17 protein-coding genes are annotated in these 18,963 nt (G+C 70.6%); all 17 read left to right on the top strand.

The window, feature by feature from the left end; translation table 11 throughout:
• Positions 1-354 precede the first annotated feature (354 nt).
• Positions 355-786 (top strand): division/cell wall cluster transcriptional repressor MraZ, encoded by a 432-nt coding sequence (gene mraZ, locus FHR33_RS39630; protein WP_183659059.1) that lies wholly within the window; start codon positions 355-357, stop codon positions 784-786.
• A gap of 276 nt (positions 787-1,062) precedes the next feature.
• Positions 1,063-1,992, top strand: a complete 930-nt coding sequence (gene rsmH / locus FHR33_RS39635) for a 16S rRNA (cytosine(1402)-N(4))-methyltransferase RsmH (RefSeq protein ID WP_246452322.1) — start codon at positions 1,063-1,065, stop codon at positions 1,990-1,992.
• A complete protein-coding gene (gene ftsL, locus FHR33_RS39640; protein ID WP_183659063.1) occupies positions 1,976-2,449 on the top strand; it encodes a cell division protein FtsL in 474 nt (157 codons plus the stop codon). Before rsmH ends, ftsL begins: the two co-directional genes overlap by 17 nt.
• Positions 2,450-2,940: 491 nt before the next feature.
• Complete coding sequence (locus tag FHR33_RS39645; RefSeq protein WP_378594106.1) at positions 2,941-4,671, top strand: peptidoglycan D,D-transpeptidase FtsI family protein; 1,731 nt, start codon at positions 2,941-2,943, stop codon at positions 4,669-4,671.
• A gap of 40 nt (positions 4,672-4,711) precedes the next feature.
• On the top strand, positions 4,712-6,244 hold the full coding sequence (locus FHR33_RS39650) for a UDP-N-acetylmuramoyl-L-alanyl-D-glutamate--2,6-diaminopimelate ligase (RefSeq protein ID WP_183659065.1): 1,533 nt from the start codon (positions 4,712-4,714) through the stop codon (positions 6,242-6,244).
• Positions 6,241-7,686: a UDP-N-acetylmuramoyl-tripeptide--D-alanyl-D-alanine ligase gene (locus tag FHR33_RS39655; RefSeq protein ID WP_183659067.1), complete on the top strand. Its 1,446-nt coding sequence runs from the start codon at positions 6,241-6,243 to the stop codon at positions 7,684-7,686. The genes FHR33_RS39650 and FHR33_RS39655 overlap by 4 nt, the downstream gene beginning before the upstream one ends.
• Positions 7,683-8,741, top strand: coding sequence for a phospho-N-acetylmuramoyl-pentapeptide-transferase (gene mraY / locus FHR33_RS39660; protein ID WP_183659069.1), 1,059 nt, complete (start codon positions 7,683-7,685; stop codon positions 8,739-8,741). The genes FHR33_RS39655 and mraY overlap by 4 nt, the downstream gene beginning before the upstream one ends.
• Positions 8,738-10,096 carry a UDP-N-acetylmuramoyl-L-alanine--D-glutamate ligase gene (murD, locus tag FHR33_RS39665; RefSeq protein WP_183659071.1) on the top strand — a complete coding sequence of 453 codons (1,359 nt, stop codon included), beginning with the start codon at positions 8,738-8,740 and terminating at the stop codon, positions 10,094-10,096. Before mraY ends, murD begins: the two co-directional genes overlap by 4 nt.
• Entirely contained in the window at positions 10,093-11,409 is a 1,317-nt protein-coding gene (gene ftsW / locus FHR33_RS39670) for a putative lipid II flippase FtsW (protein WP_183659072.1), read from the top strand. The genes murD and ftsW overlap by 4 nt, the downstream gene beginning before the upstream one ends.
• 37 nt (positions 11,410-11,446) lie before the next feature.
• Positions 11,447-12,532, top strand: a complete 1,086-nt coding sequence (gene murG, locus FHR33_RS39675; protein ID WP_183659074.1) for an undecaprenyldiphospho-muramoylpentapeptide beta-N-acetylglucosaminyltransferase — start codon at positions 11,447-11,449, stop codon at positions 12,530-12,532.
• A complete protein-coding gene (murC, locus tag FHR33_RS39680; RefSeq protein ID WP_183659076.1) occupies positions 12,529-13,935 on the top strand; it encodes a UDP-N-acetylmuramate--L-alanine ligase in 1,407 nt (468 codons plus the stop codon). Before murG ends, murC begins: the two co-directional genes overlap by 4 nt.
• Positions 13,932-14,594, top strand: coding sequence for a cell division protein FtsQ/DivIB (locus FHR33_RS39685; RefSeq protein WP_183659078.1), 663 nt, complete (start codon positions 13,932-13,934; stop codon positions 14,592-14,594). Before murC ends, FHR33_RS39685 begins: the two co-directional genes overlap by 4 nt.
• A gap of 193 nt (positions 14,595-14,787) precedes the next feature.
• Complete coding sequence (gene ftsZ, locus FHR33_RS39690) at positions 14,788-16,173, top strand: cell division protein FtsZ (protein WP_183659080.1); 1,386 nt, start codon at positions 14,788-14,790, stop codon at positions 16,171-16,173.
• A 143-nt stretch (positions 16,174-16,316) separates the two neighbouring features.
• Positions 16,317-17,018, top strand: a complete 702-nt coding sequence (locus FHR33_RS39695) for a YggS family pyridoxal phosphate-dependent enzyme (RefSeq protein ID WP_183659082.1) — start codon at positions 16,317-16,319, stop codon at positions 17,016-17,018.
• Between the two features lie 136 nt (positions 17,019-17,154).
• Positions 17,155-17,658: a cell division protein SepF gene (locus FHR33_RS39700; RefSeq protein ID WP_183659084.1), complete on the top strand. Its 504-nt coding sequence runs from the start codon at positions 17,155-17,157 to the stop codon at positions 17,656-17,658.
• Positions 17,659-17,735: 77 nt separating this feature from the next.
• Complete coding sequence (locus FHR33_RS39705; RefSeq protein WP_183659086.1) at positions 17,736-18,020, top strand: YggT family protein; 285 nt, start codon at positions 17,736-17,738, stop codon at positions 18,018-18,020.
• Positions 18,021-18,075: 55 nt separating this feature from the next.
• Positions 18,076-18,951, top strand: coding sequence for a DivIVA domain-containing protein (locus tag FHR33_RS39710; protein ID WP_183659088.1), 876 nt, complete (start codon positions 18,076-18,078; stop codon positions 18,949-18,951).
• Positions 18,952-18,963 lie beyond the last annotated feature (12 nt).

Genomic DNA, 18,963 nt, shown 5'->3' on the forward strand with positions numbered 1-18,963 from the left:
TTGAGCGACTTTTGTGGATATTCGGCGAACAGCCACAGTGTTCAGGCGATCCGTCCGGTTCTTGTCGCATAGTGGTGCGAATCCGGTGACACGGCTCCTCCACTTTCCTCCACGGCCGGCGCGGTCGCCCGGTATTCACCGATCATTTCGGCGTTCGACACGCCCGCGCCGCCTCAGCGCCGCCCACCGCCCCCCACTCCACTCCACCGCCCTGACCTGCGTAAACGCGTGAGAAACGGCAGCCGAAGACGGTTCGAATCAGTTGACGGTGGGGAGAAGTGGAGTATGGTGGTGCGCAGTGGAGGGCCGGTGCACCAGCGCTGAGCGCTTCATGAGGCACGGGAGGTGGGGCCGGTGTTCCTCGGCACCCATCAACCGCGTCTTGACGACAAGGGACGGCTGTTCCTGCCGGCTAAGTACCGTGAGGAGCTGGCGGAGGGTCTTGTGATCACCAAAGGCCAGGAGCGATGCCTCTACGTCTTTCCCGTGGGGGAGTTCCAGCGCATTACCGAGGCTCTCAGCACTGCCCCGGTCACCGCCAAGGCGGTCCGGGACTACAGCCGTGTCTTCTTCGCCAGCGCGTCCGACGAGACTCCCGACAAGCAGGGGCGCATCACGATTCCGCAGGCCCTCAGGCGGTACGCGGGGCTGGAGCGTGACTGCGTGGTCATCGGAGCCAACACCCGTCTGGAGATCTGGGACCAACAGGCCTGGGACACCTATCTGGTGGACCAGGAGCAGGCTTTCGCCGATCTCTCGGAGGAGGTGCTGCCAGGGATTCTCTAGTCACGGCCGATCCGTCGGTGATGTCGTTCGGCGAGGTCTCCACCCGCAACCACTCGCCCGCCAGCTGATGCACCTTCCCCGGTGTCAGATGGCAGGCGTCCACGAAGCGGGTGCGGATGGGGACCTGGCCGGACGGCTACGGGTGGGGACCCATGAGCGGGACACCGGAGGCGGGCCGTAGCGTCATCCGCGAGTACAGACGCATTCAGCAGGAGGGGGGTTTCAGTAATGCACGGAGATGGCAACACTGCGGGCACGGGTGGTCACGTTCCCGTGATGCTCGAGCGGGTGCTGGAGCTCCTGGCCCCCGCGTTGACGGGGCCCTCGCCGGTGATGGTCGACGCCAACCTCGGCCTCGGCGGTCACTCGGAGGCGCTCCTCGCCGCGCATGCCTCCCTTCACCTCATCGGCATCGACCGCGATCCTTTCGCGATCGAGTTCTCCACGCGCAGGCTCGCTCCCTTCGCCGACCGGGTCACGCTGGTCCACGCCTCCTCCGACGACATGTCCGAGGTGCTGGCGAGGGCGGGCAGGCCCGTGATCGACGGCGTCCTGTTCGATCTCGGCGTCTCCTCCCCGCAGCTGGACGAGGGCGAGCGAGGCTTCGCCTACTCCTACGACGCCAGGCTCGACATGCGCATGGACACCGAGCAGTCGCTCACGGCGGAGGAGGTGGTCAACACCTACTCCGTGGGAGAGCTGACCCGCATCCTCCGCGACTACGGGGAGGAAAGGTTCGCGCCGCGTGTCGCGGCGTTCATTGTCAAGGAAAGGGCCAAGGAGGCCATAACGTCGACTAAGCGGCTCGCCGACATCGTCCGCGCAGCGATTCCAGCCGCGACCCGACGTACCGGGGGCAACCCCGCAAAACGTACTTTCCAGGCGTTGCGTATCGAGGTCAACGCGGAGCTGACCGCTTTCGAGACGGCGCTCCCAGCCTCACTCGACGCGCTGGCGCTGGGTGGGAGAGTCGTCGTTCTCTCCTACCACTCCCTTGAGGACCGGCTGACCAAGCAGGTTCTCGCGGCGCGAACCAGGGACACCAGCCCGCCGGGGCTGCCTGTCCCGTTGCCGGCTCACCAGCCGCGGTTCCGCCTCCTGACGAGGGGAGCCGAGCTCCCGACTGACGAAGAGCTCGCCCGCAATCCGCGGGCGGCCTCGGCCCGGCTAAGGGCGGCAGAGAGGATCCGTGTTGACGAGTACTGAGCAGGAGATCAGGCGGGGAGCGCCCGCCAGGGCCGGCGCGCCCAGGACCGCTCCGGCTAGGACCGGAGCCCGCAGGCCGAGCGCGCCCGCGGCGGATCGGACGGCGACCCGTCCCTCCACTGCGCGCACGCGCCCCGCGGAGGCGAGCGCGGCCAAGCCCGCGCGCGTGCGGCGGCCGATGTCGCGCAAGCAGCGCGCGCCCTTCGTGCTGCTCGTCGTCGGCCTGCTCTGCGGCGGCCTGATCAGCCTGCTGCTGCTCAACACGGTGCTCAACCGCGACTCCTTCACCCAGAACACGCTGCGTGAGGAGACCGCCCAGCTGCAGCGGGAGAACGAGGCGCTCAGGCAGGCCAACGCCAAGAAGGAGCAGCCCGCCCAGCTCGCGCGCGACGCCGAACTGCAGGGCGAGAAGTGGGACCCGACGGTCGGCTCGATCGAGGTAGGCCAGGACAGGTGAGGGAGTCAGGCGGCCGGGGGCAGGGTCCCGGCCGTGGCGGTGCCGGCGCCGGCTCTCAGGGAGGGCCCGGCGCCGTTCGTCGTACGCCCGCGGGTCCTGGCAGGCCGGGACGGCAGGGCGGCGCGGGCCGTCCCTCGCCCGACGAGCCGCCCCGCCGCAACAGGCCGGACGACGCCGGCCGCCGCGGCGCTCCCGACGACGCGCCCCGCCCCCGCAAGGACGAGCCCGACCGCCCCGAAGGACGGCAGGCGCGCCCGGACGACCCCTTCGACCTGCCCCGAGGGCTCACGGGGGCGGCGGCGCAGGAGAGCAGGCGCGTCCGTTCCGAGGACAGCGTGCCCCAGCCGAGGGCGGGCGCCCAGCGGCGCGGCCCTCGCCAGGACTCCAGGCAGGACTCCAGGCAGGGCCCGCCCCAGGGCCCGCCGCGCTCCGACCCGCGCAGGCAGGGGCGCAGGCCTCCGCCGCCGCCCCGCCCCCCGCGCCCTCCGCTGGTGCTGCGCCTGGGCAACCCGCGCAGGCGCATCAACATCGGCCTGATCGGCATGACGTTCATCCTGTCGATCTTCGCGGGACGGCTCATCCAGCTGCAGGGCCTCGACTCCAAGGTCTACGAGGCCAGGGCCGCCCAGCAGCGGGTGGTCAGCGAGACCATCAAGGCCAAACGCGGCTCCATCACCGATGTCAACGGCCACGAGCTGGCCGTCACGGTCGAGGCGCGCGAGATCGCGATCGACCCGAGCAAGGTGCCCCAGGGCAAGCGCGCCCACGTGGCTGCGGTGCTGGCCAAGGAGCTGAACAAGCCCCCCGCCGAGATCGCGGCGAAGCTGGCCAAGACCACCTCGCGCTACGAGCTCCTGGCCCGCGACGTCGACCCCCTCGTCGCCGACAGGCTGCTGGAGCAGGAGCTGCCCACGGTCACCACCAAGAAGACCTACCGCAGGACCTACCCCGCGGGCGACCTCGCAGGCACGCTGATCGGCTTCGTCGGCGACGACGGCAACGGCCTCGAGGGCGTCGAGCAGATGCGCAACTCCGTGCTCGCCGGACGAGACGGCAAGCAGAGCATGGAGCAGGGCCGCGACGGCCAGCGCATCCCGATGACCCGCAGCCAGCGCCAGGCCCCGATCGAGGGCCGCGACGTCAGGCTGACCATCGACCGCGACATCCAGTGGGCCGCCCAGAAGGCCATCACCGAGCAGGTCGCCGCCAGCGGGGCGCTGAGCGGCACCGTGATCGTGATGGACGTCAAGACCGCCCAGATCGTCGCCATGGCCAACGCTCCCGAACTCGACCTGAACAACTGGCAGAAGGCGCCCGACAGGTCCTTCGTCAACCGCGCGGTGGCCGAGGTCTTCGAGCCCGGCAGCACCAACAAGGTCATCACCGCCGCCGCGGCGATCGAGGCGGGCGCCGTCACGCCCGAGACGACCTTCAAGGTGGCCGACCACATCAGGTGCGCCGACCAGACGCTGAAGGACTCCCACCCGCACAAGACGGAGGTGATGACGTTCAAGCAGATCGTCGAGACCTCCAGCAACGTCGGCACCATCCAGGCCGCGCGCAGGATCGGCGCCCAGGGCCTGTACACGATGCTCAAGAACTTCGGCTTCGGCGCGCGGCCCGGCCTCGGCCTGCCGGGCGAGGAGGCGGGGCTGCTGCCCCATCACACGACCTGGTCGGGCACCCAGCGCTGCACGGTGGCCTACGGTCAGGGCGTGTCGGTGACCGCGCTGCAGACCGCGAGCGTCTACCAGACCATCGCCAACGGCGGGGTCAGGGTGCAGCCGCAGATCGTGGCGGGCATGACCGACGAGAACGGCAGGTTCGTCGCCGGCAAGCCGGGCAGGCAGACCAGGGTGGTCAGTCAGAACACGGCAGATGAGATCGCCGCCATGCTCGAGGGGGCGGTCAGCGCCGAGGGCACCGGTACCCTGGCAGCCATCCCCGGATACAGGGTGGCGGGCAAGACAGGCACCGCGAACCGATACGATCAGCAATTGGGCCGCTACAACGGCTACACCGCCTCCTTCGTTGGTTTCGCCCCCGCGGACAAGCCCGAGCTCGTGGTGCTCGCGGTGGTGCAGAAGCCGGCCAAGGACATCTACGGCGGGCACATCGCGGCCCCTGTGTTCAAGGACGTGATGACGTTCGCCATCAAGAGCAGGAAGATTCCGCCCACAGGCCCGTCCGCGTCACCCGCGCGGATCGGCGCCGGACACTGAACAGGGAGGGTACGCTCTCGCCGTGCGTCCCCCGTCGTCTATGCGTCCCAAGACCAGCCCGCCGCGCCCGCTGAGCGGGTTGGCGGCCATGCTTGACGCTCCGTCAGGCAGCTCACGCTCACCGCTGGCCGCCGTCACAGGTGTGACGATCGACTCGCGCCAGGTCCTTCCTGGCGACCTCTACGTCGCCCTGCCGGGCAACACCGCCCACGGCGCCGACTTCTCCCCGCAGGCGATGGCGAGCGGCGCGGTGGCGATCCTGACCGACCCCGCGGGCCGCGAGGCCGCCGCCGCCACCGGCCTGCCCGTGCTCGTCCTCGGCGACCCCCGCCTCGTGCTCGGCCAGATCGCCTCCTGGGTGTACGGCCAGCCCGCCCACGACATCTCCGTCCTCGGCGTGACGGGCACCAGCGGCAAGTCGACCACCACCTTCCTGCTGGAGGCGGGGCTGCGCGCCGCGGGCCACACCACGGGCCTGGTCGGCGGCGTGGAGATCCACGCGGGCGACGTGGTCATCGAGCCCAAGCTGACCACGCCCGAGGCCACCGACCTGCACGGCCTGTTCGCCCTCATGCGAGAGCGCGGCGTCACGGCCGCGGCCATGGAGGTCTCCAGCCACGCGCTCGCGCTCGGCAGGGTCGACGGCGTCTTCTACGACGTGGCCCTGTTCACCAACCTCTCGCAGGACCACCTCGACTTCCACAAGGACCTCGACGACTACTTCGCCACCAAGGCGAGGCTGTTCCAGCCGGAGTTCAGCAGGACGGGCGTCACCAACCTCGACGACGCCCACGGTCGCGAGCTCCTGCACCGTGCCACGATCCCGATGACCACCTTCTCCGCCACGGGCGACCCCGGGGCCGACTGGCGCGCGCTCGACGTCAGGCTCGGCGCCGACGGCAGCGCCTTCAGGGTGGTGGGCCCAGGCGGAGTCGAGGACGACGTGGCGATCTCGCTGCCGGGCCCCTTCAACGTCGCCAACGCGCTCGGCGCGATCGTCACCCTGGTCGAGGCGGGCGTGCCGTTGCGCGCGGCCGTCCACGGGGTGGGCTCGATGACGGGCGTGCCGGGCAGGATGGAGCGCGTCACCGACGCCGGCTGCGAGTTCCAGGCCGTGGTCGACTACTCCCACAAGCCGGGGGCGGTCGAGTCCGTGCTCGAGTCGCTGCGCGCCGTCACGGCGGGCAGGCTGACCATCGTGCTCGGCTGCGGCGGCGACCGCGACAAGGGCAAGCGCCCGCTCATGGGCGAGGCGGCCGCGAGGCTGGCCGATGTGGCGATTTTCACCAGCGACAACCCCCGCTCCGAGGACCCGCTGGCGATCCTTGCCGCGATGATGGACGGAGCGCTACAGGTGCCGCCCGGTGAGCGCGCCCACGTGGTCGTCGAGCCCGACAGGGCGGCGGCCATCGGCCTGGCGATCGGCCACGCCCAGCGCGGTGACGTGGTCGTCGTGGCGGGCAAGGGCCACGAGCAGGGCCAGTACATCTCAGGTGAGGTGATCCCCTTCGACGACAGGGCCGTCGTCGCGGGGGCGATCGACGCACGCAAGGAAAGCAGGAAGAACCTATGATCCCGTTGCCACTGGCCAGGGTCGCCGAGATCACCTCGGGCGCTCTGTCGGGCATGGCCGACCCCCGCGCCGTGGTGCGCGGCCCCGTCGTGATCGACTCACGGGCGGTCGAGCCGGGATCCCTGTTCGTGGCGATCAAGGGCGATCGCGTCGACGGCCATGACTTCGCCGCCGAGGCGATCAAGGCGGGCGCCGTGGCGGTGCTGGCCACCAGGCCGGTCGAGGTGCCCGCGGTGATCGTGACCGACATCTTCGCCGCGCTGGCCGCGCTCGGTACGGCCGTGGCCGCCGCGCTGCCCGCCGCCACCGCCATCGGCATCACGGGCTCGGCGGGCAAGACGACCACCAAGGACCTGCTGGCCAGGCTGACGGCGCGGATGGGTCCCAGCATCGCGCCCGTCGGCTCGTTCAACAACGAGATCGGCCATCCGCTCACCGTGATGAAGGCCGACCACGAGACCAGGTTCCTGGTGCTGGAGCTCAGCGCGCGCTACGTGGGCGACATCGCGCACCTGGCGCGCGTCGCGCCGCCGCGCATCGGTGTGGTCCTCAACGTCGGCACCGCCCACCTCGGCGTGTTCGGCGGCAAGGAGGCCATCGCCCAGGCCAAGGGCGAGCTGGTCGAGGCGCTGCCGTCCGACGGGGTGGCGGTGCTCAACGCCGACGATCCGCTGGTGCGCCAGATGGCCTCCCGCACCACCGCCAGGGTCACCTACTTCGGCCGTGGCGAGGACGCCGCCGTCCGCGCCGAGGACGTCGTCGTCGACGAGCGCGGGCGCGCCTCCTTCACCCTGCGCACCCCCTCGGGCGCCGCCCACGTCGCGCTCAGGCTGTACGGCGAGCACGTCGTGGAGAACGCCCTCGCCGCCGCGGCCGCCGCCTATGAGCTGGGCCTGCCCGTGGCGACCATCGCGGAGGAGCTGTCGGAGGCCGAGCCGCGCAGCAAGTGGCGCATGGAGGTCACCGAGAGCCCCGACGGCGTCACCGTCGTCAACGACGCCTACAACGCCAACCCCGACTCGATGCGGGCCGCCTTCCACACCCTCGACGTGCTCGGCAAGGGCCGGCGCCGCTTCGCCGTCATCGCCGCCCTGCGCGAGCTGGGCGAGGAGAGCGACGAGCTCAACGAGGGCGTCGGCCGCCTCGCGGGCGCCTCGGGGCTGAGCGGGCTGGTCGTGGCGGGGCCGGGGGCCGAACCCTTGCTGCGCGGGGCCTTCGCCGCCGTCGAGGCCGCCGAGCAGGCCGCCGTGGAGGGCCTGGGCGCGGGCGGCGGGCCGGATCACAGGCAGGACCCGCCGATCGTGCACGTGGCCGACGCCGAGGCCGCCGCGGCGCAGGTCTCGGCCTGGCTCAGGCCGGGCGACGTGCTGCTGGTGAAGGGGCCGCGCGCCATGAACCTGCAGCGCACGGCCGAGCTGGTCCTTGGGAGGGCCACCAAGTGACCAACATCATCATCGCCGGTGCGGTGGGCCTGATCCTGTCGATGCTCGGCACCCCCCTGGCGATCAGACTCTTCTCCCGGCGAGGCTACGGACAGGAGGTCCGCGACGACGGGCCCTCGGCGCACCTCAGCAAGAAGGGCACGCCCACCATGGGCGGCACGGTCTTCGTGCTGGCCGCGCTGCTCGCCTACGCCGCCTCCCACCTGGCCACGCTCGAACCCCCGACCGTCTCGGGGCTGCTGGTGCTGTTCCTCATGGCGGGCCTCGGCGCCGTGGGCTTCCTCGACGACTTCATCAAGATCTACAAGCAGCGCAGCCTCGGCCTGCGCAGCGGCGCCAAGGCGCTCGGCCAGCTCGTCGTCGGCGCAGTCTTCGCGGTGCTCGTGATGCGCTTCCCCAACGTCTACGGCATCACCCCCGCCCAGGACAAGCTGTCCTTCCTGCGCGACTTCGGCCCGGCGATCGGCATCTTCTTCTTCACCCTCTGGGTGCTCGTCATGATCGTCGGCTTCTCCAACGCGGTGAACCTGACCGACGGCCTCGACGGCCTGGCCTCCGGCGCCACGGCCACCGTGCTGGGCGCCTACGTGCTGATCGGCAACTGGCAACTGCGCAACAACTGCATCGACAACCTCGGACCCAACTGCTACTGGGTGCGCGACCCGCTCGACCTGGCGGTGGTCGCCGCGGCCGTGCTCGGCGGGCTGATCGGCTTCCTGTGGTGGAACGCCCCTCCCGCGCGCATCTTCATGGGCGACACGGGCTCGCTGGCCCTGGGCGGAGTCCTGGCGGGGCTGGCCATCACCACCCGCACCCAGCTGCTGCTGATCATCCTGGCCGGGATGTGCGTGATCATCACCTGCTCGGTGATCATCCAGGTCGGCTTCTTCAAGATGACCGGCAAACGGGTCTTCCGCATGGCTCCGCTGCAGCACCACTTCGAGCTGAAAGGCTGGGCGGAGACCACGATCGTGATCAGGTTCTGGCTGATCGCAGGGCTGTGCGCGGCCGTGGGCCTCGGCCTGTTCTACGTGGAGTGGATGCCCAAGTCATGATCGTCGTAGCCGGACTCGGCGTCTCGGGAACCGCCGCGGCCAGGGTGCTCGCCGCGCGGGGAGAGCGCGTCGTCGTCCTCGAAGGCGTCGAGGGGGAGCGCCAGCGCGTCGTCGCGGCGGAGCTGGCCGAGCTCGGTGTCGAGGTGCGCTTCGGGGCGACCGAGCTGCCCGCGGAAGCCTCCTCGCTGGTCACCACGGGCTGGGCGCCGCACCACCCGCTGATCGCCGCCGCCCTCGAGTCGGGCGTCGAGGTGGTCGGCGAGGTGGAGCTGGCCTGGCGGCTGCGGCCCGAACGGGCCGCGCCGTGGCTGGCGCTGACCGGCACCAACGGCAAGACCACCGTCGTGCGCATGCTGACCTCGATGCTGCTGGCCGCGGGGCGCAAGGCGCTGGCGGTGGGCAACGTCGGCGTGCCCGTCGTCGAGGCCGTGGCCGGCCCCTACGACGTGCTGGCGGTCGAGCTGTCGAGCTTCCAGCTGCACTGGTCGAGCAGCCTGGCCCCGCACGCCGCCGCCATCCTCAACATCGCCCCCGACCACCTCGACTGGCACGGCACCCTCGAGGAGTACGCCAGGGCCAAGGCCCGCATCTTCGAGCGGGCGGGCACGGTGGTCTACAACGCCGACGACCCGATCGCCGCCGCGCTCGCCGAGCCGTACGCGGGGGCCGTGGGCTTCACCCTCCAGGTGCCGAGGCCCGGCCAGGTCGGCGTGGTGGAGGACCTGCTGGTCGACCGCGCCTACGTGGCCGACCCCGTACGTCAGGCGGACGAGCTCGCCACGCTCGACGACGTGCACCCCTTCGCCCCGCACAACGTCGCCAACGCCCTGGCCGCCGCCGCGCTGGCCCGCGCCTTCGGCGTCCCGACCGAGGCGGTACGGCAGGGCCTGCGAGACTTCGTCCCCGACCCGCACCGCATGACCCATGTGGGCAGGACGGGCGAGGTCGACTACATCGACGACTCCAAGGCCACCAACCCCCACGCCGCCGCCGCCTCGCTGGCCGCCTACCCCTCGATCGTGTGGATCGCGGGAGGGCAGCTCAAGGGCCTCGACGTCGACGACCTCGTCCGCCAGGCGGCGCCGAGACTGCGCGGCGTGGTGCTGATCGGCGTCGACAGGGCGAGGATCGCCGAGGCACTCGCGCGACACGCGCCGAATGTCCCTGTGGTGGACCTGGCTGATCGAGACACTGGGGTGATGGACCGTGTCGTCACCGAAGCCGCCAGGCTCGCCGCCCCCGGGGACACCGTGCTGCTGGCTCCGGCCGCCGCCTCCCTCGACATGTTCGCGAACTACCCTGCTCGGGGGGAGGCCTTCGCGCACGCCGTGAGGAAACTGAAGGAGAAGGCGTGAGCACCGCGGCCGACAGCCCGGTCGAGGGCCCCACCGGCTGGGCCAAGGAGCAGGCCGCCGCGCTCAGGGAGCTGCTCGACCGGCCGCTGACCACCTACTACCTGATCATCGGGTGCAGCGCGCTGCTGCTGGCGCTCGGGCTCATGATGGTCCTGTCGGCCTCCAGCATCGAGGCGCTGCAGAAGACGGGCGACCCGTTCTACTGGTTCGTCAAGCAGTCGATGTCGGCCGGGCTCGGCGTGCCGGTGATGTGGGTCTGCTCGCGGCTGCCGCACCGCTTCTTCAGATGGGCGGGCTACCCGCTCATGGCGCTGTCGATCATCGGCCTCGGCATCGTGATCTTCGCAGGCGAGTCGCAGCTCGGCGCGCAGCGCTGGATCGACGTCGGCCCCATCTACCTGCAGCCGTCCGAGCCGGCCAAGCTCGGCCTGGCGCTGTGGGGGGCCGACCTGTTGGCCCGCAAGGCGCGCGGCGGCCGCATCGAGTGGCGCCACCTGCTCATCCCGCTGCTGCCCGGCACCGCGATCCTGGCCGTCATGGTCATGCTCGGCCGCGACCTCGGCACCACGCTCGTGCTGATGCTGATCTTCCTGTCGCTGCTGTGGGTGGTGGGCGCGCCGATCAAGCTGTTCGGCGGCATCATCGCGATGATGACGGTGGCGGTCATCTTCATGATCACCACGGAGGGCTACAGGTCCGACCGCATCACCGGCTGGCTCGACCCGTGGGGCCACGCCCAGGGCGCCGGCTACCAGGCCGTGCAGGGGCAGATCGCGATGGGCTCGGGCGGCTGGTTCGGGCTCGGACTGGGCAGCAGCCGTCAGAAGTGGAGCTGGATCCCCCACGCCGAGAGCGACTTCATCTTCTCCATCCTCGGCGAGGAGCTCGGGCTGATGGGCACGCTGTCGGTGATCGCGCTGTTCGGCCTGCTCGGCTACGCGGGCCTGCGGGTGGCGATGCGCGTCAACGATCCCTTCATCAGGCTGGCCTCCTCGGCCGTGGTCGCGTGGGTCGCGGGGCAGGCCATCGTCAACATCGGCGCCGTCATCGGCGTGCTGCCCATCACGGGCATCCCGTTGCCGTTGGTCTCCTACGGAGGTTCGGCGCTGTTGCCGACGCTCGCCGCGCTTGGCATGTTGTTGTCATTCGCCAAACGCGAACCTGGCGCCAGGGAGGCTCTGGCCGCGCGTGGCCCCGGACCGGCCGCGCGGGCTCTAAGCTGGCTGGGCCTGGGGGGTGCGCAGCGGGGCCGACCGAGACGACCGACAAGAAACGTGCCTACTGGACGAGTCGGGCCAGATGCGGAACGTTAAGGCGCGGCACGTTTCTCATCAGTAGGGAGTAACCGACATGAGGGTGGTCCTCGCCGGTGGCGGGACGGCCGGTCACATCGAACCGGCTCTGGCCCTGGCTGACGCGCTGCGCCGGCTGGAGCCAGGCATCGGCGTGACGTGTCTCGGTACCGAGCGCGGCCTGGAGACCAGGCTGGTGCCCGCCAGGGGCTACGAGCTGCAGCTCGTGCCCGCCGTGCCGCTTCCGCGGGCGCTCACGCCGCAGTTGCTCACCGTTCCCGGGCGGCTGGCGGGGGCCATCAACGCCGCGGCGTCCATCATGGACAGGACGAGCGCCGACATCCTGGTCGGCTTCGGCGGTTACGTCGCCACCCCCGCCTACCTGGCGGCCAGGCGGCGCGGGCTGCCGATCGTCGTCCACGAGGCCAACGCCCGTCCCGGGCTGGCCAACAGGCTCGGCGCGCGTCTGACCGACCACGTCTTCACCGGGCATCCGCAGAGCACCATGGCCAAGGCCGAGCTGATCGGCATCCCGCTGCGCAGGGACATCGTCCAGCTCGACAGGCTGTCGATGGGCGACAAGGCCCGCTCGTGGTTCGGGCTGCGCACCGACCTGCCGACGCTGCTGGTCTTCGGCGGCTCGCAGGGCGCCCGCTCGCTCAACCAGGCCGCGCTGGCGGCGGGGCCGGTGCTGCGCAGGGCGGGCGTGCAGGTGCTGCACGTGCTCGGCCCGAAGAACGCCCTGGAGCAGGAGCCGCCTCCGGGCGACCCTCAGTACGTCGTGCTGCCCTACGTGGACCGCATGGACCTCGCCTACGCCGCCGCCGACTTCGCCCTGTGCCGCAGCGGGGCGATGACCTGCGCGGAGCTGACCGCCGTCGGCCTGCCCGCCGCCTACGTGCCACTGCCGCACGGCAACGGCGAGCAGCGGCTCAACGCCACGCCGATCGCCCAGCGAGGCGGTGGGCTCGTGATCGACGACTCCGACCTTTCACCTGATTGGATCATCCAGAACGTGCTGCCCATCCTGCGCGACCCCGAGCGGGTCGCGACCATGTCGGAGGCCGCCGCGGCGATGGGGCGCAGGGACGCCGACGTCGCCCTCGCCCGCAAGGTGCTCGAGATCGTGGGAGGTCGCTCATGAGCCTGGTACGGCTGGTCGCCCCCGTGGCGGCCGAGGAGCTCGGCAGGGTGCACTTCATCGGCATCGGCGGCGCCGGCATGTCGGGCATCGCGCGCATCCTGCTCAAGCGGGGCGTGAAGGTGTCCGGCAGCGACGCCCGCGGCTCCGACATGGTGACCGAGCTGCGTGAACTCGGCGCCAGCGTGCACATCGGCCACGCCGCCTCCCACATCAAGAACATCGACACGGTGGTCGTCTCCACCGCGATCCGCGACTCCAACCCCGAGCTGGGCGAGGCCATCAAGCAGGGTCTTCGCGTCATCCCGAGGGCCGCGGCGCTGGCCTCTGTCATGGCGGGCCGCACCGGCGTGGCGATCGCCGGCACCCACGGCAAGACCACCACGACCTCGATGCTGACGGTGGCGCTGCAGAAGTGCGGCTCCGACCCCTCCTACTGCGTGGGCGGCCAGCTCGTCACCACGGGGCTCGGCGCCGACGAGGGCTCGGGCGGGGTGTTCGTGGCCGAGGCCGACGAGAGCGACGGCTCCTTCCTCATGCTCGCGCCCGACATCGCGGTCGTCACCAACGTCGAGGCCGACCACCTCGACAACTACGGCGATCCGCGGGCCGTCTACGACAGCTTCGCCCGCTTCGTCGAGCGCATCGGGCGCACGCTGGTGGTGTGCGCCGACGACCCAGGCGCCGCCGCGCTGATCGAGCCCGCCCGCGGGCGCGGCCTTCGCGTGGTCACCTACGGCGAGGCCGAGGGCGCCGACTACCGGATCGCCGAGGTACGGCCCGACGGGTTCGGCGTGCTGTTCGAGGTGGTCGGCAAGGGTGAGGTCCGCCTGTCGGTCCCCGGCGCCCACAACGCGCTCAACGCCACCGCGGTCATCGCCGTGGCCGACGAGCTCGGCCTGCCGTTCGAGGTGATCAGGGAGGGCCTGACGGCCTTCACAGGGGCCAAGCGGCGCTTCGAGGCCAAGGGCGAGGCGGGCGGCGTGGCGGTCTTCGACAGCTACGCCCACCATCCGACCGAGCTGGCCGCCGACCTGCGCGCCGCCCGTGACGTGGTCGCCTCCTACTCGGGCGACGGCAGGGTGGTCGCGGTCTTCCAGCCGCATCTCTACTCCCGCACCAGGTTCTTCGCCGACGAGTTCGGCGCCGCCCTCGGCCTGGCCGACGTGGCGGTCGTGCTCGACGTCTACGGCGCGAGGGAGGACCCTGAGCCGGGCGTCTCCGGCGCCATGGTGGCTTCCAGGGTGCCGCTGCCCGAGGAGCAGGTGGCCTACGCGCCCGACAAGGCCGCGGTGCCTGCCCTGGTGGCCAAGCTGGCCAGGGCCGGCGACATCGTGCTGACCATGGGGGCGGGAGACGTGACCGAGCTCGGGCCGAAGATCGTCGCGGAGCTGTCCGCGAGGTGAAGGCCAGGCAGGCGTTCGTTGCGCTGCTCACCGCCGGCGTGGTGGGCAGCACGGTGTGGCTGGTGTTCTTCTCACCGGTCCTGGGCGTCAGGTCGGTGGAGATCGTGGGAAATCTCACAGTGCCCGCCGACCAGATCGAGAAGCAGGCGGGCGTGGCCCCGCTGCACCCGCTGGCGACCGTCGATCTGGGCGAGGTGGAGGGCAGGGTACTGGCGATCAGGCGGCTCGCCTCGGCCAGGGTCGAGCGGGCGTGGCCGAGCACGCTCAAGATCGAGGTGGTCGAGCGCCAGCCGGTCGCGGTGGTCCCCGTGGGCGACAAGGCGGCGTTGATCGATCGCAAGGGCGTGGTCACCGAGGTGCGCCCGAGCGCCCCGCCCGAGCTGCCGGTGCTGAGAGTGGATCGACCAGGACCTGGTGACCCCGCGACGGTGGCCGCGATCAAGGTCATCGGCGGGCTGCCCGAGGCGTTGCTCATGAAGATCGACGAGGTGCGCGCCACCTCGCCCGAGGGCATCTCCTTCAGGCTCACCAACGGACGAACGGTCATATGGGGCGGGGCCGACAGGGGCGAGGACAAGGCTCGCGTCCTCGAGGCGCTGCTCCCGCGCACGGCCAGGGTGTACGACGTCAGTTCGCCCGACGTCGTCTCCATGAAATGAGAAGCTGGTCGCGAATAGGACAGCGCGCGACACGCCGGACGGGCTTGCGGCGCGGTTAGTTGACCCGCCCGGTAGGGGACTCCTACTGTCCGTATCAATCCTCAGGTTGACATAAATCTAAATCTCAACTTGAGGTTGAGAGTTTTCGAGCACCATTGAAATGGCAAGTCAACGAGCGGAAAGGCCCCTCGTCGTGGCAGCACCGCAGAACTACCTCGCGGTCATCAAGGTCGTCGGCATTGGCGGCGGCGGAGTGAACGCCGTCAACCGGATGATCGAGGAGGGACTCAAGGGCGTCGAGTTCATCGCGATAAACACCGACGCCCAGGCGCTGCTGATGAGTGACGCCGACGTCAAACTGGACGTGGGCAGGGAACTCACGCGCGGCCTCGGGGCCGGCGCCAACCCCGATGTGGGTCGCAAGGCGGCCGAGGACCACCGCGAGGAGATCGAGGAGGTCCTCAAGGGGGCCGACATGGTCTTCGTCACGGCGGGCGAGGGCGGCGGCACGGGCACAGGCGGTGCCCCGGTCGTGGCCAACATCGCCCGGTCTCTCGGTGCTCTGACCATAGGAGTCGTCACCAGGCCCTTCAGCTTCGAGGGCCGCCGCCGCGCCATGCAGGCGGAGGCGGGGATCGAGACCCTGCGCGACGAGGTCGACACCCTCATCGTCATCCCCAACGACAGACTGCTGTCGATCTCCGACAGGCAGGTCAGCGTCCTCGACGCCTTCAAGGCGGCCGACCAGGTGCTGCTGTCCGGTGTCCAGGGCATCACCGATCTGATCACCACGCCCGGCCTGATCAACCTCGACTTCGCCGACGTCAAGTCGGTCATGTCGGGCGCGGGCTCGGCGCTGATGGGCATCGGCCACGCCAGGGGCGACGACCGCTCGGTCGCCGCGGCCGAGATGGCCGTTTCCAGCCCGCTGCTGGAGGCCTCCATCGACGGCGCGCACGGCGTGCTGCTGTCGATCGCGGGCGGGTCGGACCTGGGCCTGTTCGAGATCAACGAGGCGGCCCAGCTCGTCTCGAACGCGGCGGCGCCCGACGCCAACATCATCTTCGGTACGGTCATCGACGACGCCCTCGGCGACGAGGTCCGCGTCACGGTCATCGCCGCTGGCTTCGACGAGATCGCTCCCGTCGAGAAGCCCGCGATGCAGCAGCCGCGCCAGCAGCCCAGGCCCGCCGCCGCGCCGCCCGCGGCGCCTTCGGTCGCCGCGCCCGTGCGTCCCGCGCCGGCTCCCGCGCCCAGCGTGAAGCTCGAGCCGCCCAGGCCCGAGCCTCGCCCCGAGCCGCGCCTCGAGGTACGGCCCGAGCCGCGCCCCGAGCCCGTGCGGGCCGTCGAGACGCCCCCGCCCGCGCCTGCTCCCGCTCCTGCCCCCGCGCCCGCGGCCGCCGCGCCGCCGCCGGTCGAGGAGCCGCCCGCGCCGCCGGTCTCGATCCCGAGGCCCGCGCCCGAGGTGACCAACCCGCCCACCCCGATCTCCTCCCGCATGTCGGAGCCAGGCCGGCGTCGCCCGGTGGTCTTCGAGGAGCAGGAGGAGGAGCTGGACGTGCCCGACTTCCTGAAGTGAGATTCCTCACCCGGCCCGAGGGTCCGGGGGAGGGGATCACACCCCCGCTGCGAGACCTCAGGGTCGACGCGGTGGGGGTTCGGTGCGTCTCGGGGCTGCCTGGGTTCGCGGTCCCACCGCAAAGGGTGCACGATGGGTTTCTTGTGGACATAGCTCGCAAAAATCAGATCGCGGCGGGTCTGGCCGAGGTGGAGAAGCGGATCGCCGAGGCCTGCAGGGCCGCGGGGCGCCCCCGCGAGGAGGTCACGCTGATCGCGGTGACCAAGACCTACCCGGCCGAGGACGTGCGGATCCTGGCCGGGCTCGGCGTGACCGAGGTGGGCGAGAACCGTGACCAGGAGGCCGCCGACAAGGCCCACGCCTGCGCCGACCTGCCGCTCACCTGGCACTTCGTCGGTCAACTCCAGACCAACAAGGTGCGCTCGGTGGTGGGCTACGCCGACCTGGTCCACTCTGTCGACCGTTCCAGGCTGGTGGCGGCGATCGGGCGCGAGGCCGTAAGGGCGGAGCGGGAGATCGGCTGCCTCGTGCAGGTCGCGCTCGACGACGACCCCGGACGCGGCGGGGCACGCCCCGCCGACGTGCTCGGGCTGGCCGACGAGATCGCGGCCACCGAGGGCGTACGGCTCGGCGGGCTCATGGCGGTCGCGCCGCTCGGGGAGGAACCGGGCAAGGCGTTTGCGAGGCTGCGGGATCTGGCGCTGGCCGTACAGGCCGGGCATCCTGGTGCGACCATAATCTCAGCGGGGATGAGCGGCGATTTGGCCGAAGCCGTGGCGCGCGGGGCGACACACGTGCGAGTCGGTACGGCGTTGCTCGGTCGTCGCAAGCCCTTCGTCAGGTAATGTCCCCTCAAGTGGGCCTTGGGGCCCGCGGACGAAGTAGAGGTCGATCAGCGGTGAGCTCCAAGGGGGTACGGCTGCCGCCTCGAGTGTGGATCGCTCGAGCGAGTGCGACCATGAGCAGGAGGACGACTTAGCGATGGCCGGCGCGATGCGCAAGATGGCGGTCTACCTCGGTCTCGTGGAGGACGACCGCTACGAGAGGTACGAGACCTACGCCGACGACGACTACGACTACGAGGAGGAGTCGCGTCGGGCCGAGCAGGACCGCACCCCGGCGGTGCACGAGCGCGAAGACGACACCGACCCCGGCGTCCCCGCGCCCAGGCCGGCGACGACCGTGCTGGAGCGCCGCACCACAGACCTCGCTCGCATCACGACGCTGCATCCGCGCACCTACAACGAGGCGCGCACGATCGGCGAGCACTTCCGCGACGGCACCCCGGTCATCATGAACCTGACCGAGATGGTTGACAGCGATGCCAAGCGACTGGTCGATTTTGCGGCAGGTCTCGTCTTTGGCCTACACGGCAGCATCGAACGTGTTACCAACAAGGTGTTCCTGTTGTCCCCTGCCAATGTCGAGGTGACCGCCGAGGACAAGGCCCGAATCGCGGAACGCGGATTCTTCAACCAGAGCTAGAGTCTCTGTATGACTATCTACCCGACCGGGTCCTCGAGACCGGGAGGGGCACCCAGAAGTGGAGGCGCGGCCGGACTGTGGGGATCGTTGGCGAGATCTTGGTCGTTGTCCTGTCTCTCTACCTGGTGTTGCTCATCGGCAGAATGATCTTTGAGACGGTGCAGGCGTTCGCCCGGCAGTGGCGGCCTTCGGGGTTCGTTCTGGTGCTGGCCGAAGCCACATACACCGCAACAGACCCACCTCTCAAGTTTCTCCGCCGTTTCATTCCTCCCCTCCGGTTGGGTACGGTGGCCTTTGACCTAAGCTTCACAGTGCTCTTCATTGTGGTCTTGGTCATGATCCAACTCGTGTCCGCGCTGTAGTGACCGGGTACCGTCCCTCCGGACAGACTCCGAGCGCGCCAAGGAGACCAAAAAGATGCCGCTGACGCCCGCTGATGTGCGGAACAAGCAATTCAGTACCACCCGGTTGCGACCGGGTTACGACGAGGAAGAGGTGGATGCCTTCCTCGACGAAGTCGAGGCTGAGCTTGACCGCCTGATCCAAGAGAACGAGGAGCTGCGCGCCAAGCTGGCCGAGTGCCTGCGCGGCAAGGTGCCGGGTGGCATGAGCATGCCGATGGCCTCCGCCCCGGTGCAGGAGCAGCCCAAGCCGGAGATGATGGCGCCGCCGCAGCCGGAGCCCATGCAGGCCCCGCCGCAGCCGCAGCCGGTTCCCGTGGCCATGAGCATGCCTCCCGCCGAGGACAACATGGACACCGCGGCCCGCGTGCTCGCCCTCGCCCAGCAGACGGCCGACCAGGCGATCGCCGACGCCCGCCGCGAGGCGGACGAGACCGTCACCCGCGCCCGCCGCGAGGCCGACGACATCCTGACCAAGGCTCGCCGCCAGGCCGAGCAGGTCATCGGTGACGCCCGTGCCCGCGCCGAGACGCTGGAGCGCGACGCCCAGGAGCGCCACCGTCAGGCCATGGGCTCCCTCGTGCAGACCCGCGACGAGCTCGAGCGCAAGGTCGAGGAGCTTCGCAGCTTCGAGCGTGAGTACCGCAGCAGGCTCAAGCTCTACCTGGAGAACCAGCTCGCCGAGCTGAACGTCTCCGCGGAGGGTGGCAGCGGCGGCTTCCCCGTCATCCCCAGCGCTCCGATGGGCGGTGGCGCCCCCGCCATGACCCACTCGGTGCCGCAGGGCGGCCAGCAGCCTCTCGCCGGTGGGCCCAACCCCTTCGGTGGCGACCAGTCGCAGCACCAGGGTGCCTTCCAGGGCGCCGACGGCCCGCACAACGACCGCCGCTAACGCCGGTAAGGT

The sequence above is a fragment of the Nonomuraea dietziae genome (assembly GCF_014195505.1).
In the GTDB taxonomy this organism is placed as follows: Bacteria; Actinomycetota; Actinomycetes; order Streptosporangiales; family Streptosporangiaceae; genus Nonomuraea; species Nonomuraea roseola.